The organism is Caballeronia udeis (assembly GCF_044909315.1).
GTDB classification, from domain to species: domain Bacteria; phylum Pseudomonadota; class Gammaproteobacteria; order Burkholderiales; family Burkholderiaceae; genus Caballeronia; species Caballeronia udeis_A.
In genome coordinates, this window is the sequence record NZ_JBIYEB010000032.1 from 31,497 (window position 1) to 45,517 (window position 14,021).

A 14,021-nucleotide genomic window follows, 5' to 3' on the forward strand; every position below is an offset into this window, starting at 1 on the left:
CTTGCTGTAGCGGCGTGCGGGATCTCTGCTTGATGCAGCTTGCCGTTCATTTCGTCTGAAAGCCCTCGTTGGTCAATGACCCACGAGGGCTTTTTCACATGCATGCGGGATAGCTGACGCTTGCCCCTGCATTTTCAACGCTCCGTTCCGCGGCCTTTGAAGAACTACGCTTTCTGCACCGCTTTTTCCACTTCCCGCAGGCCAATGGCCTGCGGCTTCCGGAACGCCGAGGTTATCTTGTCGCACTCTGCCTTGGGAACGCCGAATTCCTCGAAGTAAGTCCGCCACTCCCTCACAACCGCCGATAGTTGCTGAATGATTTCGACGGCCGCGTGCTTGAGCAGGCCGAATCGCCCGGCCGCGGAGAGGGCATTGTCGAGCGTTGCCAGCCGGCCCATTGCCGGACCAACTCCCAGGACGAGGAAGCGCTCGGAGCCGACCTGCGGCTTCGGCACGACGTCGTAAAGGTCGCTCAGACGCCAGCCCTTGTTCGCTCCGTCCCACACAAACGCGTGATTGCGCAGATGGTCGTCGTCGTTCGTCACGAGGATGTTGAACACCATGCGCTTGAATAACTCGACCTTGTCAGCTGCCACGAAACCCGTCGCGCCGCGTTCACCGAGCAGGTCGGCCAGGTCGGTGTAATTGGCCGATGCGGTATCGCTCTCATGCATCTTGAGCATGGTCAGCGCGCTCACGACGTGCCGTTTGCCGAACGCGCCTCCGGGCAGCGGCACGCGGTCAAACCGCTCGATCAGCATGACGTCACGCCCATCGGGCAGGTGCACGGGCTTGGTGACGGGCACGCGCATCCCGCACTTGCGGGCGAGTTCAAGCGTTGCGCGCTCGACCACAGGGACGTTGAAACCGTCCCGGGCGACGGGGAATTTGGCGACCCATTGCCGTCCATTGTCCAGCAGCACGGCTTTGGGTCTTGCACCGCCGAAAGTTGCACCGACGCTAAAGAGCAATTGCAACTTTTTCGGAACTGGCTTGCCGTCCTGGATCATGGCTGCGGCGTCGAGCAGATAGGACAGCTCTTTTGCATCCGGCAACTTGCCGGGTTCCGCAGGGGCGGTGGGGGAATCCCTGAAATCCAGTGCGCCAGTCCGGTGTGGCCCGGCATGAGCCAGATATTCGGTCTCGGGCAAGCCGTCGGGCGCAGCCCTCAACATATTCTCGATAACACGCCGTCCCCAGGAGTCCGGGGCTGCGTCACGAATGGCGCCAAACAGCGCCAGTCCGGCAGGTGGCTGGAATACCATTTCTTTGGACTGCTTCGCTTCGTCCAAAGGCATGCTGACCGGGTCCACAGCAGCGGCGTTTGCGCGTTGCAGATACTTGTTGCCGTAGACAAAGGTCGATCCGGCGGGCTTGATGCCTTCTTCGAATAGTTCGAGCTTACCGGCAGGAACCGACTCGGCCGCGCCTTCGAGGGCGATGAAGACGTATTTGCTCCATGTCGTAGTATTAAAAATCATACTCGCCTGTCTTCGTAGCGGTCTTGCGTGGGCGCACACGGGATTCCGTTTTACGCCGCGCTTCACCGATCACGTCGTTTTGCGGATTCGCGAGCGGCTGGAGCAATCCGAGCAGGCCGGCCCGTTCAAATGCATGCAGCCACGATGAGAAACTGACCGACACATCGCCGTTTTCAATGCGTACCAGCGTGCTCGGACTGATATTGGCTCGTTCGGAAAAATCCTTCCGGGTCATGTTGCGTGCGATCCGGGCGGCGGCGATAGCACGTCCCAGCCCCTCGGCCTCGCGGCTGAGTTCCGGAGAAGAAAATTCCCTGTTGTCGCGCTTCATTTTGTTGTATCTGACATATAAACCCACTTAATTGGTCAGTATAGACAAAAACCGAAGAGTGTCAATGTTATGAAATGACGAATTTATCCATATCTGACCAAATAACCGGCTTAATTATTCAGATATGGATAAATTAACGACCTAAGAGACGCGTGATTGATGAAACGACTGTGACGGGAAACGTACGCAAACTCACCTCGCAATCAATATCGGAGCGTGGGTATCGATGCCTCGGCGGGAAAATTCTTCGACAAGAAAATGCCCCGAGAGAGTCCATGACTCGCGGGGCATTGTGGAAAACGGCCGTGCTTTCGTGAGCACTTATCAGCGCGTTAGCGAGGGGCTGAAAAACCTATCCAATCTGCCGAACGCAATATTGCGCAACCGCATTCAGCACGGACTCGTCTTCACCAACGGCTGTCGCACAGTGAAGGGTCAGCGACGGAAACATCACGCGGCACCGATCGAGCAATTCGGGCAGATCACGCCGTATGTGGCCGCCCTGACCGAAAAACACAGGCACGACGGTGACGGCATCGCACCCGTCTGTTACCAGCTGTTCGATAGCCGTGGGCAAATCAGGCGTCATCAGTTCGAGAAACGCGAGCGATAGCGGCTCAGGGCGCAAGGCCCGCAGTTTCGTGGCGAGCCGTTCGAAAGGCTCGGCCCAGCGCGGATCCCGTGCACCGTGGCCGAACAAGATCAAACCGTGCTTGCTCATGGCGTTCTCCACAGTCTTGAAGCCCTAATACCCTAATGCCGGTCCACCCAACGCAACCCGATCAAGCCGATGACCAGATACGCCAGCGCCGGCGCTGCGGCCGTCAATGGCGCGGGCCAGGTGTTCAGCGTACCAATGTGCGAGAACAGCGTGTTGATGAGCTGGAAGCTCATCCCGATCATGATGCCGCCGAATACCTTCACACCGACTACGCCGGCCCGCGTATGCAGATACGCGAACGGCAGCGACAGCACCAGCATCACGAGCACCGCGAGCGGGTACAGGATCTTGCGCCAGAACGCGATTTGATAACGCTGCGTGTCCTGATGATTTTCCGTCAAATGCTGGATGTAACTGAACAGGCTGAACATCGACATCCGGTCCGGCGACACCAGCAGCACCGACAAGATCTGAGGCGTGAGTTCCGAGCGCAGCGAATACTCGGGCAGGGTGATCTGTTTCGCGCGATACACCGGGTTGAGCGCGTCTCCGGGATTCACGGTTTGCGGCGGTGCGTCGATGAGTTCGGTGTCCGTTACGCCAGTGAGTTTCCAGTGGCCCGGCGGCTGGAACACGCCGCTTTTGGCAATCCGCACGTTCGTCAGCCGGAACAGCGAATCGAATTCGTAGATACGGACGTCCGCAATGGTCGTATCCGGATTCAGCGTGCCCACGTTCACAAAGCGCGTGACCTGTTCGCCGTCCGCGCGCGCGGTCAGCGTGTCTTTCACCCAGACGCCCGATTCGAAGTTCATCGACACCGACGACCCCAGCGCTTCGAGCCGCACTTTCTCCGAGAGCTGGTCAGAGTAGGGCCCAACCACTTCGCCGATCACATACGTGAGCAGCACCATCGGTATGCCGATCTTGAGCAGCGAGCGCAGCGCCTTGCCGGTGGACAATCCGGACACGCGGAAAATGGTGAACTCGGAGGCGGCGGCCATTTGCGCGAACACATAGATGGCCGCAATCAGCGCGGCAACCGGGATGATTTCGTAGAAGCGCGAAGGCGTCTGCAATGCCACCCGCAGCACCGCCAGCCCGAATTTGTAGTTGCCGTGCCCGACCGTGTTCAGCTCATTGATCAGGTCAAAGAAGAAGAACAGGCCCGAGAATGCAAACAGGATGAAGATGAACGCGAGATAGATCTGGCGCGCGAAATACCGTTCGTAAATGCGCATTGCGTCAGGCCCCTTTCGAGCGCGTGAACGCCGGCAGCTTGAAGAGCGGGCGATTGCGTATGCGCATCCAGAAGATGAACGCAACCATGACGGAAACGATTATGTGCAGCGCCACCAGTCCGACCACAAATGATACCCGGCCTTGCTCGATCCACGACTGCACGACATTCAGCAGGTTGGAATACGTCAGATAGATCAGCACGGCCATCACGAGATTGATTGTGCGACTGCGTCGGGGGTTCTGGTAAGAGAGCGGAATGGCGAGCAGCATCAGGTTGATCGCGATCAGCGGCAGTCCCGCGCGCCACGCGATTTCGGCAAGGTTGTCACGGGTGGGATTGGCCAGCAGTTCACTCGTATACATGCCGGTGGTGGTCGGCGTGTTCACGAATTGCTGGCTTTGGATTTTCACGCCGTAGCGCTCGAATTCCATGATCCGGAAATTCGGCTGCCCCGGAATGCCGTCGTAGCGGCGGCCGTTTTCCAGCACCACGAAACGATCGCCATTGGCGTGCGTTTCGGTATGGCCGTTCTTCGACACCACCACGTTGACCTTGCCGCCTTCCGTGCTCGTCACGAACACGTTCTGCACGTGGCCCTGGTCCGGCGACATCTTCTCGATGAAAAACACGCGATGGCTGGTTTGCGATTCGCGGAACTGGCCGGGTGCGAGCAGCGAGACTTCGTCGCGTTGCTGGAACCGCGCCTTGATCAGCTTGCTTTGCAAATTCGACCAGGGCCAGACGACGAACGCGAAAAATACAATGGCGATGATGATGGGCGTGGAGAAGAGCGCGATCGGTTTGATCAGCGCCGTCTGACTGACGCCCGACGCGAGCCACACAACCATTTCCGAGTCGCGATACCAGCGCGTCAGCACGAAGAGAATGGAGACGAACAGGGTCACGATCATGATCACGGCAAGATAGCCGATGACGGTGAGGCCGATCAGCACGACGACGTCGCGCGGGTCGACTTGCCCCGATGCTGCAAAGCCGACGATGCGAATCATCATCGTGGTCAGCATGATCGTGAGCAGCACCATGAATACGGCGCCAGCCGTATACGCGAGTTCACGCTGAAGGGAGCGTTCGAAGATCATTGATTGTCAGGTGGAAACCGGCGGCGACCAGGCGGTTGGATTATGTGCGGTCCGCGTTTGCGCCACACGCCATGACAAACGTGCCGATTGAACGGGTCATGAGCGAGACATTCAATCAGGGTATCGCTGCCTGCGACCGCCTCGGAAAAAATAGCGGATAATTGCGGCTTTCATCCTTCAGCCCAGATTTTATCCGAGGATAAGCGCGATGGACTTTAGCATAAAAGCCTGTGATTGGAGCAAAGGCTCGGCAAATGGTTTCCTTAACGGGAAGGCCGATGTAGTGGTGCTCGGAGTGTTCGAAGCGCAGACGTTGACGGGCGCAGCCCGCGAGATGGATTTGGTGACCAAGGGACTGCTCACGCGCACCGTGAAAGCCGGCGACATGAGCGGCAAGGCAGGTTCCACGCTGATGCTGACCGAAGTGACGGGGATTGGGGCGTCACGGATTTTGCTGGTCGGGCTCGGCAAGCAGGACGCTTTCAATCAGAAGGCTTACACGGAAGCCGCGCGCGCCGCCTGGCGGGCGCTGCTTGCCACGAAGATCGCGAATGTGGCCTTCACGCTCGCCCAACTGCCGGTGCCGGAACGCACCGGCGACTGGGGTGTGCGTTGCGCTATCCTCGCGCTGCGCGAGTTGACCTACAAGTTCACGCAGATGAAAAGCAAGCCGGAAAACGGCGATCGGGCGCTGAAGAAAGTGGTGTTCAGCATCGACGCCGCGGAAGAAAAAGCCGCGAAGCTCGCCGTGAAACACGCCACGGCGCTCGCCAACGGCATGGATCTCACGCGCGATCTCGGCAATTTGCCGCCAAACGTCTGCACCCCCACGTATCTCGGCCATACCGCGAAAAAGCTGGGCAAGGAGTTCAAGCTGAAGGTGGAAGTACTGGGCCAGAAGCAGATCGAAGCGCTGGGCATGGGTTCGTTTCTGTCGGTCGCGAAAGGCTCGGTCGAACCGCCTGCTTTCATCGTGATGCATCACCAGGGTGCGGGCGCGAAGGCCGCTCCGGTCGTGCTGGTCGGCAAGGGCATCACGTTCGACACCGGCGGCATCTCCATCAAGCCGGGCGAAGGCATGGACGAGATGAAGTACGACATGCTCGGCGCCGGTTCCGTATTCGGCACCATGCGCGCCATTGCGGAAATGGGGCTGAAACTCAACGTGATCGGCGTGGTGCCGACCTGCGAGAACATGCCGGCCGGCAACGCGGTGAAGCCGGGCGACATTGTCACGTCCATGTCGGGCACAACTATCGAAGTGCTGAATACGGACGCGGAAGGCCGCCTGATTCTCTGCGACGCGCTGACCTACGTGGAACGTTTCAAACCCGCTGCCGTGATCGACATCGCCACGCTCACGGGCGCGTGCGTGGTCGCGCTTGGCCATCACAACTCGGGCCTGTTCTCAAAGGACGACGCGTTGGCGGGCGAGTTGCTGGATGCATCGAAAGAAGCTATTGACCCGACCTGGCGCATGCCGCTCGACGACGAATACCAGGACCTGCTGAAGTCGAATTTCGCCGATGTGGCGAACATTGGCGGCCGGCCGGGCGGCGCGATTACCGCGGCGTGTTTCCTGTCGCGTTTCGCGCAGAACTACCCGTGGGCTCACCTCGACATCGCGGGTACGGCGTGGAAAAGTGGCGCCGCAAAGGGTGCAACCGGACGTCCCGTGCCGCTGCTCACGCAGTTCCTGGTCGATCGTGCGGGCGAATGAGCGTGGTTGAAGCGAGCGTGAGCGTGGAGGGGCGGGCATGACGCGAATCGATTTCCATTCGAATGTGGGGGATTCGATCGCGTACGCCTGCCGTCTCGTGCGCAAGGCCTACCTGAGTGGCCAGCCGTTGATCGTGCTGGCCGAACCCGAGCGTTTGAAACGGTTCGACGAGCAATTGTGGACGTTCAAGCCGCTCGAGTTCGTGCCGCATTGCATGGCGGACAGCGCGCTGGCGGCCGAGACGCCGGTGTGGCTGACTGCGTCGCTGGAGTCGCTGGTGCAGAGTCCGTTGCACCAGATCCTGTTGAACCTCGGCGCAGCGGTACCGCCGCAGTTCGCGCGGTTTGAACGCCTGCTGGAAGTGGTCGGCAACGAGGAGCACGAACTCGTGGCTGGGCGCGACCGGTACAGGTTCTATCGCGATCGGGGCTATGTGCTCAACAACTACAAGCAGGGCGGCTGAGCACCCCGCTCAGTCGCAGGGCGCGGCGGCCACGCGGTATGATCGTAAAAACGCCCGCCGTTAGCCTGAGTCTGCCTGCCATCAGCCTGCCATCAAGAGACGGAGTCCACCGTGCCCACTACCACCGCGCCCGATACGGCTGAAACACCCGAAAACTTCGATTCCTCCATTCCCGTCCTGACCAATGTCATCGTGCCGGGCCGGCCTGACCGTGCCCGTGTTGCACCGCGTGCGCCGGAGCCGGTGTTGTCGCCGGCGGCGCCCTCGCGCGAGGAGCTTGCGCACGGCGCGGATCGCGACGCCGATGTGATCGCGGACAGGCTGCGCGGGAGATTTACGCACTTTTTGACCGGCGATGGCCGGGCGCTGATCGAGGAGCGCTGCAGGGAGTCGTTGCAGGAGCATTCGAACTGGCTGGTCAGCCAGATCACGCGGGAGGTTGCGTTGGCGCTGGAAACCGAGTTGACGCAATGGGTGCGCGAGGCGGTGGCGGACGAACTGGAACGGCGAGGGCGCCAGTAGAAGGGGTTTTCAGGGCGGTTGCGGTTCCCGCCGGGGCCGAGCCCGGCCCAGTGAGCGCAGCATTTTTATCCAGCATCGATCTTCGCCGGCACCGGCAGAACCTGAAACGGTCCACCGGCGCCAAGCGAAATACAGCCAGCAATCAACCCTCAATCAGCCCGTTACCGCGCCCTTGTTCGCCGGCAACGCGAGTGCAGCATACTTGGCCAGCACGCCACGTGTATATCGCGGCGCGGGCTGCTTCCACTCCCCGCGACGGCGCTCGATCTCGGCGTCGTCCACGTTCAGTTGCAACAGCAGCTTGTGCGCGTCGATGGTGATCGAGTCCCCTTCCTTGATGAAAGCGATCGTGCCACCCGCATACGCTTCGGGCGCAACGTGACCCACGACCATGCCCCACGTGCCGCCGGAGAATCGTCCGTCGGTAATCAGGCCCACCGATTCGCCCAGCCCCTGGCCGATGATCGCTGAAGTCGGCGCCAGCATTTCCGGCATGCCCGGACCGCCCTTCGGGCCAAGATAACGCAACACGACAATGTCGCCCGCCTTGATCTGCCCCGCGACAATCGCGGTCATCGCGCTTTGCTCGTCCTCGAACACGCGCGCCGGGCCGGTGATGACCGGGTTCTTCAGGCCGGTGATCTTCGCCACGGCGCCGTCCGGCGCCAGATTGCCCTTCAGGATTGCCAGGTGGCCTTCGTCGTAGAGGGCCTTGTCGATCGGGAAGATCACGTCCTGGTCAGCGCGCGGTTTCGACGGCACGTCCTTCAGTTCTTCCGCAATAGTCTTGCCCGTGATCGTGATGCAATCGCCGTGCAGCATGCCCGCGTCGAGCAAGATCTTCAGCACTTGCGGAATCCCGCCGGCCTTGTGCAGATCGGTCGCCACGTACTGACCCGACGGCTTCAGGTTGCAGATCACCGGCACTTTCTTGCGCATGCGCTCGAAGTCGTCGATGCTCCATTCCACTTCCGCCGCGTGGGCGATCGCCAGGTAGTGCAGCACGGCATTGGTCGAGCCGCCCGTCGCCATGATCAGCGCGACCGCGTTTTCAATCGATTTCTTCGTGATGATGTCGCGCGGTTTGAGGTCGGCCTTGACCGCTTCGACCAGCACACGTGCCGATTCCGCTGCGGACGTGACCTTTTCTTCGTCGGGGTTCGCCATGGTCGACGAATACATCAGCGACATGCCGAGCGCCTCGAACGACGAGCTCATGGTGTTAGCCGTGTACATGCCGCCGCACGAACCGCTCGACGGGCACGCGTTTTTCTCGATGCCGTCGAAATCTTCCTTCGACATACGTCCAGCCGAGAACTCACCCACGGCTTCGAACGACGAGACGATGGTCAGGTCCACGCCCTTCCAGTTGCCCGGGCGGATCGTGCCGCCATACACGTAGATGCCCGGCACGTTCATGCGCGCGAGGCCGATCATGCCGCCGGGCATGTTCTTGTCGCAGCCGCCGATCACGACCACGCCGTCCATCCACTGGCCCTGCACGGCCGTTTCAATACAGTCGGCGATCACCTCGCGCGACACGAGCGAGTACTTCATGCCTTCGGTGCCCATCGACATGCCGTCCGAGATCGTCGGCGTGCCGAAAACCTGCGGATTCGCGTCCGATTTACGGATCGATTCGATAGCGGCATCGGCGAGCTTTTGCAGGCCCGAGTTGCACGGCGTGATGGTGGAATGACCGTTGGCGATGCCGATCATCGGCTTGTCGAAGTCTTCTTCCTTGTAGCCAAGGGCGTAATACATCGAGCGGTTCGGGGAACGCGCGATGCCCTGCGTGATGTTTTTCGAGCGGCGATTGAAGGCCATGTGGGGGCTCCTTGAGGATTTTATTGTTTGATCGCGAAAGGATGAAGCTTGTGCGAACGCGTGTCCAATATATTATTCAGGGTCTATTAGGTCGCGGAACATCTTGGTGGAAGCGCGGAACGTCGAACTCAGATTGTTGCGGTATTTTGTGACCGTTGCCGAAGAAATGCACTTCGGACGGGCCGCAGGGCGGCTCGCGATGACGCAGCCGCCCCTGTCGCAGGCCATCCGGGCGCTGGAAGACATGCTCGGCGTGGCGCTGTTCGTGCGTACGAAGCGCTCCGTCGAACTGACGCCCGTAGGCAAGGACCTGCTGCCGGAGGTGCGTCGGCTGCTCGCGAGCGCCGACGGCCTGCGTCCACTTGCCCAGTCGCTTGCGCGGGGTGAGGCTGGGGTCCTGTCCCTCGCGTTCGTTTCCACCGCCGATTACGGCCTCCTGCCGCTGCTGCTGCGCGATTTCGGCGCCCGTTACCCTGGTGTCCGGCTGCAACTCGTGGAAGCGACCAGCGACGTGCAGGTGGAAGAACTGGTGGCGGGCCGGATAGATGCCGGGCTCGTCATCCCCCCGTTGCCGCCGCGCCACGCCGCTGCGCTCTCGTATTTGCCGATCGCGCGCGAACCGTTGGTCATTGCCATGTCGGACAATGCCGCGGCCGAACTCGGGCAGGGCGCCGAAGAGTGGTCGGAGGCCCCCGTCAGCCTGCATCAACTCGCCGATGCGCCGCTCGTCGTCTTTCCACGGCGTCTCGCCCCCGGTTTCTATGACATGATTATGGGTTGCTACGGCGCGGCTGGCCTGATGCCGCGTGTCGGGCAGGAGGCCATCCAGATGCAGACCATTGTTAGCCTGGTATCGGCTGGCATGGGTGTCGCGCTCGTGCCGCAATCGCTGCGTCATCTGCGCAGGACCGGAGTGGTGTATCGTCCGTTGCTCGAATCCGGACCGGTTGTCGAGACCGGACTCGTGTGGCGTGCGGCGGAGGTCAGCCCGGTGCTCGCCGGTTTTATCGATATAGTGCGCACTCATGCGGCTACCCTGCCAGCGTTGCCGTGACCTCAACACGTAAATAGAAACATGCTCATTCACCCCAATTTCGATCCCATCGCGCTTCATCTCGGTCCGCTCGCTGTGCGCTGGTATGGCCTCATGTATCTGCTGGCGTTCGTCCAGTGCATCGTCATCGGCCGCTTCCGGCTGCGCTTGCCGTACGTTGCGGCGCAAGGGTGGACCACGAAGGATATCGACGACATCCTGTTTTACGGGGTGCTGGGCACCATCCTGGGCGGCCGGATTGGCTATGTCGTGTTCTACAAGTCGAGTTTCTACCTGGCGAATCCGCTCGATATATTCAAGGTGTGGGAAGGCGGCATGTCCTTCCACGGCGGCATGCTTGGCGTGATAACAGCAATGATCGTGTTCGCGTGGCAGCGCAAGCGAACCTGGCTGCAGGTCACCGATTTCGTCGCGCCGCTGGTTCCGCTCGGGCTCGCGGCCGGACGTTTCGGCAACTTCATCAACGGCGAGTTGTGGGGCCGTGTGACCAATCCGAACGCGCCGTGGGCCATGCTGTTCCAGAATGCATCCCCCGATGACGCCATCTGGCTGCGCACCCATCCGCAGCAAGCTGTGCAGTGGCATTTGAATGAGATCTTCGAGCGTTACCAGATGCTGCCGCGTCATCCGTCGCAGTTGTACGAGATCGCGCTGGAAGGGTTCGCACTGTTTGTCGTAATGTGGCTGATGTCGCGCAAGCAGCGGCCGGTGGGCGCGATTTCGGCGGTGTTTCTGATTGGTTACGGCCTCGCGCGCTTCACGGTTGAATTCGCGCGTGAACCCGATGATTATCTCGGTCTGCTGGCCATGAACCTGTCCATGGGCCAATGGCTTTCACTGCCCATGATCATCGGCGGAATTGGCCTGCTCATCTGGTCATATCGGCGTGGGCGCGCAGTGCCTTCGGAGTCCGCAAAGCTCTCCTGAACGAACGTTCAGCCTTTGCAAGTACCATGAAAAAGCCTCGCACGCAGCGAGGCTTTTTCATATTGCGAGACTTGAACGCCTAGCGGTTCATCTGAACCGAACCCGAGACATTCACGGTCACCGTCGAGGTTCCCGCTTCCAGCGCCATGGGCGCTGACATCTTTGCATCCGCGCTCATGCTGCGTGCGGCCATCATCATGACCGGGCGTGGCGATGACCCGTTATGGCCAATGTTCACCTCGCGGATCGCATAACCGCTGTAGCCGAACGCCTGCGCCGAACTCTGTGCCTGCTGCTTGAACGAAGCAATGGCCTGCGCCGACAGCTTCTGCTCCGCCGCGCGCTGCGCTTCCGGCGACAGCGAGAACGTCACGCTGCCCACCTGCATTGACTCGCTCATCTTGCCTGCGAGCTTGGATGCTGCCGTGAAGTCCTTCGACTCCAGCACGACTTCCGTGCGGCCGCGCCATGCGGAGATGCGGCCATCGCGATCCGTCGACGGGTAGACGGTGAACGAACCACTGTGCGCGGTGACGTTATCGACACCCTTGGCCTGACGCAGCGCCGCCTCGGCGCGTTGATTGAGTACCGTTGTCAGCGAGGCCGGGTCTTGCGCTTCCTGCTCATAGAACAGCGTGATGTCGACCACGTCCTGCGGCACGTCTGCGGTGGCCTGTGCTGCCAGCGACAACACGCCCGACGGCTGGGCCTGAACGATGCTTTGCGCAAAAGCGCTCTGTGCCACGGCAGCGCCTGCAAGCAGCACAACGGCTGCCAGTGTGGAAGTGGTGTTTTTCTTTGTCATCGTCTAACTCCGTAAGCATGAGTGCACGTCATGTGACGCGAAGCTTAGGCGCCTCTCATGCACGCGAAGTTCCCTTCAACGGGGTTACACGAGGTGCTCGGTGATAAAGCGCCATTGGGCTTCGGTGACCGGTGTGATTGACAACCGATTGCCCCGGGCGAGCACTTGCATGTCGGCAAGTTCCGCATGATCGCGCAGCGTGGCGAGGGCAATGAGCGGCGTCTTCTTTACAAAGCGGACGTCAACGAGCAACCAGCGCGGCTTTTCCGGCGATGACTTGGGGTCGTAGTAGTGGCTGGTGGGATCGAATTGGGTCGGATCGGGATAAGCAGCCGACGACACCTTCGCGATGCCGACGATTCCCGGCTGCGGACAACTCGAGTGATAGAACAGCACGCCGTCGCCAATCTGCATGCCGTCTCGCATGAAGTTGCGTGCCTGGTAATTACGCACGCCGGTCCAGGGCAGCGTTTTTTTCGGAGCGTGAGCGAGATGGTCGATGCTCGCTTCGTTCGGTTCCGACTTCATCAGCCAGTAGTGCATGAATGTCTTCCATGGAGAAAGTTGCCGTGCAAAGAAGCATGCACGATGCAGGATTCACAATGCAAAAGAAAACGGCGCCGGAGAAACTCCAGCGCCGTTAGTCCATTCAGTCAATCAACCGCTATTCAACCGTTCGCAAGCAGGCGCAAACAGATACGCATGCTGCTTAAAAAAGGTCCCCGCCCAAGCCGCTAGGCCGGCATCCTGAACCTGGGTTCAAGATTGGTCGCAGTAAGCAGCACCTTGGGCTCATCAGACAGAGTGACGCGCTCGCCAGTGCTACAAGGTCCCACAACCGTGCACAATGGCATTGGTTCAAGGAATATATGACCTTGGCAAACCAGGCAGGGAGCGACCACTTTACACCAATCAACGAGACGATGCACCAACGATCCAGGAAAACTTTATGGTGACCGATGAATTTGTTAAATGCACCATGACGTAGAGACAAATCGTGGAATCGTGCCAGGATTTCGGCAACAAAATAACATTCGGACATTGGCTTGCACGTCAAGCATTTAAAGCAAATTCCAGCCACTACACACTGACTATCGAGCCAACTACGGCGGCAAGCATTGAAGCAACGACCGCAGCAACTATTGCGCTTCGGATTGTGAAATCACGACGTTCAGTTGCTCGTTCATTTGATGCATGGTGCGGCGAATTTCTTCGGCCGGGAACGCTTCGCCGTGACGCACGCTGTTTTGCAGCTTGAGCAATTCCGACGCCAGCGACAACGCCGCCATTACCGCGATCCGATCCGTGCCGCGCACGCTGCTGGCGTTTCGCACTTTCGACATTTCCGCATCTACGCGCGCTACCGCTTCACGCAATGCGCCTTCGGTTTCCGGCGAACACGCGAGCCGATACGGCGCGCCGAGAATGGATACCTCGATCTGTTTCGACGTCATGCCTTTTCTCCGTGATGGTGTGATTCTTCGTGCAACGCACCGTGCGCCGAGTCGGCGGAGTCCGGTTCGATGCCGCCATCGGGAGGCAAAAGGGCAAGCTGGTTATCCGGCTCCGGTGCAGCTTTCGCACGCGGCAATTTTTCGAGAATCGCATTGAGGCGAATCTGCGCGTCGTCGATCTTGGCCGACAGCGAGTCCCGCTCCGCCACCAGTGCGTCGCGTTCTGCGCGCACAGCGGCAAGTTCGCCCTGCGTGTTGGCATAGTCGGCGCGCAACTGTTCGAGTTGCTGGGCCAACGCGTTCTTCGCTTGATGATGGCGTTCGCTGATCTTGATCAGCCGGCCGATATTCTGTGACAGTGATTCGAGTTCGTTGAGCATGTGCTGCGTCCTCTTAAGACCTCGCATTTTAGCGCGCTTCTCCGGCGCTTCAG

15 protein-coding genes and 1 other RNA gene are annotated in these 14,021 nt (G+C 60.1%); 5 read left to right on the top strand and 11 right to left on the bottom strand.

Going from position 1 to position 14,021, the window contains the following annotated elements; translation table 11 throughout:
* Positions 1–164: 164 nt before the first annotated feature.
* The 5 genes from ABH944_RS35915 to lptF all read right to left on the bottom strand — a co-directional run bounded on the left by ABH944_RS35915 (position 165) and on the right by lptF (position 4,816).
* Positions 165–1,481, bottom strand: a complete 1,317-nt coding sequence (locus ABH944_RS35915; RefSeq protein WP_404612620.1) for a type II toxin-antitoxin system HipA family toxin — start codon at positions 1,479–1,481, stop codon at positions 165–167.
* Positions 1,471–1,812, bottom strand: coding sequence for a helix-turn-helix domain-containing protein (locus ABH944_RS35920; protein ID WP_404612618.1), 342 nt, complete (start codon positions 1,810–1,812; stop codon positions 1,471–1,473). The genes ABH944_RS35915 and ABH944_RS35920 overlap by 11 nt, the downstream gene beginning before the upstream one ends.
* Before the next feature lie 352 nt (positions 1,813–2,164).
* On the bottom strand, positions 2,165–2,533 hold the full coding sequence (locus ABH944_RS35925; protein WP_404612616.1) for a sirohydrochlorin chelatase: 369 nt from the start codon (positions 2,531–2,533) through the stop codon (positions 2,165–2,167).
* A 32-nt stretch (positions 2,534–2,565) separates the two neighbouring features.
* Positions 2,566–3,714 carry an LPS export ABC transporter permease LptG gene (gene lptG, locus ABH944_RS35930; protein WP_404612614.1) on the bottom strand — a complete coding sequence of 383 codons (1,149 nt, stop codon included), beginning with the start codon at positions 3,712–3,714 and terminating at the stop codon, positions 2,566–2,568.
* Between the two features lie 4 nt (positions 3,715–3,718).
* Entirely contained in the window at positions 3,719–4,816 is a 1,098-nt protein-coding gene (lptF, locus tag ABH944_RS35935; protein WP_404612612.1) for an LPS export ABC transporter permease LptF, read from the bottom strand.
* A gap of 208 nt (positions 4,817–5,024) precedes the next feature.
* Between lptF and ABH944_RS35940 the strand changes: the two genes are divergently transcribed.
* The 3 genes from ABH944_RS35940 (at position 5,025) to ABH944_RS35950 (ending at position 7,521) form a co-directional block, all read left to right on the top strand.
* Positions 5,025–6,536 (top strand): leucyl aminopeptidase, encoded by a 1,512-nt coding sequence (locus ABH944_RS35940; protein WP_404612610.1) that lies wholly within the window; start codon positions 5,025–5,027, stop codon positions 6,534–6,536.
* A gap of 37 nt (positions 6,537–6,573) precedes the next feature.
* The gene (locus ABH944_RS35945) at positions 6,574–6,999 is read left to right on the top strand and encodes a DNA polymerase III subunit chi (protein ID WP_404612608.1); all 426 of its coding nucleotides are present in this window, start codon (positions 6,574–6,576) and stop codon (positions 6,997–6,999) included.
* Between the two features lie 111 nt (positions 7,000–7,110).
* Positions 7,111–7,521 (top strand): DUF2486 family protein, encoded by a 411-nt coding sequence (locus ABH944_RS35950; protein ID WP_404612607.1) that lies wholly within the window; start codon positions 7,111–7,113, stop codon positions 7,519–7,521.
* A 153-nt stretch (positions 7,522–7,674) separates the two neighbouring features.
* Here the strand turns inward: ABH944_RS35950 and ilvD are convergent, their stop codons facing one another.
* Complete coding sequence (gene ilvD / locus ABH944_RS35955) at positions 7,675–9,348, bottom strand: dihydroxy-acid dehydratase (RefSeq protein WP_062080962.1); 1,674 nt, start codon at positions 9,346–9,348, stop codon at positions 7,675–7,677.
* A 106-nt stretch (positions 9,349–9,454) separates the two neighbouring features.
* Here ilvD and ABH944_RS35960 point away from each other — a divergent pair, with 106 nt between their 5' ends.
* Both ABH944_RS35960 and lgt read left to right on the top strand, forming a co-directional pair.
* On the top strand, positions 9,455–10,402 hold the full coding sequence (locus tag ABH944_RS35960) for a LysR substrate-binding domain-containing protein (protein WP_404612605.1): 948 nt from the start codon (positions 9,455–9,457) through the stop codon (positions 10,400–10,402).
* Positions 10,403–10,423: 21 nt separating this feature from the next.
* A complete protein-coding gene (gene lgt, locus ABH944_RS35965; RefSeq protein WP_404612603.1) occupies positions 10,424–11,329 on the top strand; it encodes a prolipoprotein diacylglyceryl transferase in 906 nt (301 codons plus the stop codon).
* 79 nt (positions 11,330–11,408) lie between these two features.
* On the opposite strand, the gene ABH944_RS35970 is transcribed toward lgt, so the two are convergent.
* The 5 genes from ABH944_RS35970 to ABH944_RS35990 form a co-directional block, all read right to left on the bottom strand.
* On the bottom strand, positions 11,409–12,134 hold the full coding sequence (locus ABH944_RS35970; RefSeq protein ID WP_404612601.1) for an SIMPL domain-containing protein: 726 nt from the start codon (positions 12,132–12,134) through the stop codon (positions 11,409–11,411).
* Between the two features lie 84 nt (positions 12,135–12,218).
* A complete protein-coding gene (locus ABH944_RS35975) occupies positions 12,219–12,677 on the bottom strand; it encodes an EVE domain-containing protein (RefSeq protein ID WP_404612599.1) in 459 nt (152 codons plus the stop codon).
* A 172-nt stretch (positions 12,678–12,849) separates the two neighbouring features.
* Positions 12,850–13,031, bottom strand: a non-coding RNA gene (gene ssrS, locus ABH944_RS35980) — 6S RNA.
* Positions 13,032–13,273: 242 nt separating this feature from the next.
* Positions 13,274–13,588, bottom strand: coding sequence for a cell division protein ZapA (locus ABH944_RS35985; RefSeq protein WP_062080953.1), 315 nt, complete (start codon positions 13,586–13,588; stop codon positions 13,274–13,276).
* Positions 13,585–13,968 (bottom strand): ATPase, encoded by a 384-nt coding sequence (locus ABH944_RS35990; RefSeq protein ID WP_404612597.1) that lies wholly within the window; start codon positions 13,966–13,968, stop codon positions 13,585–13,587. Before ABH944_RS35990 ends, ABH944_RS35985 begins: the two co-directional genes overlap by 4 nt.
* Positions 13,969–14,021 lie beyond the last annotated feature (53 nt).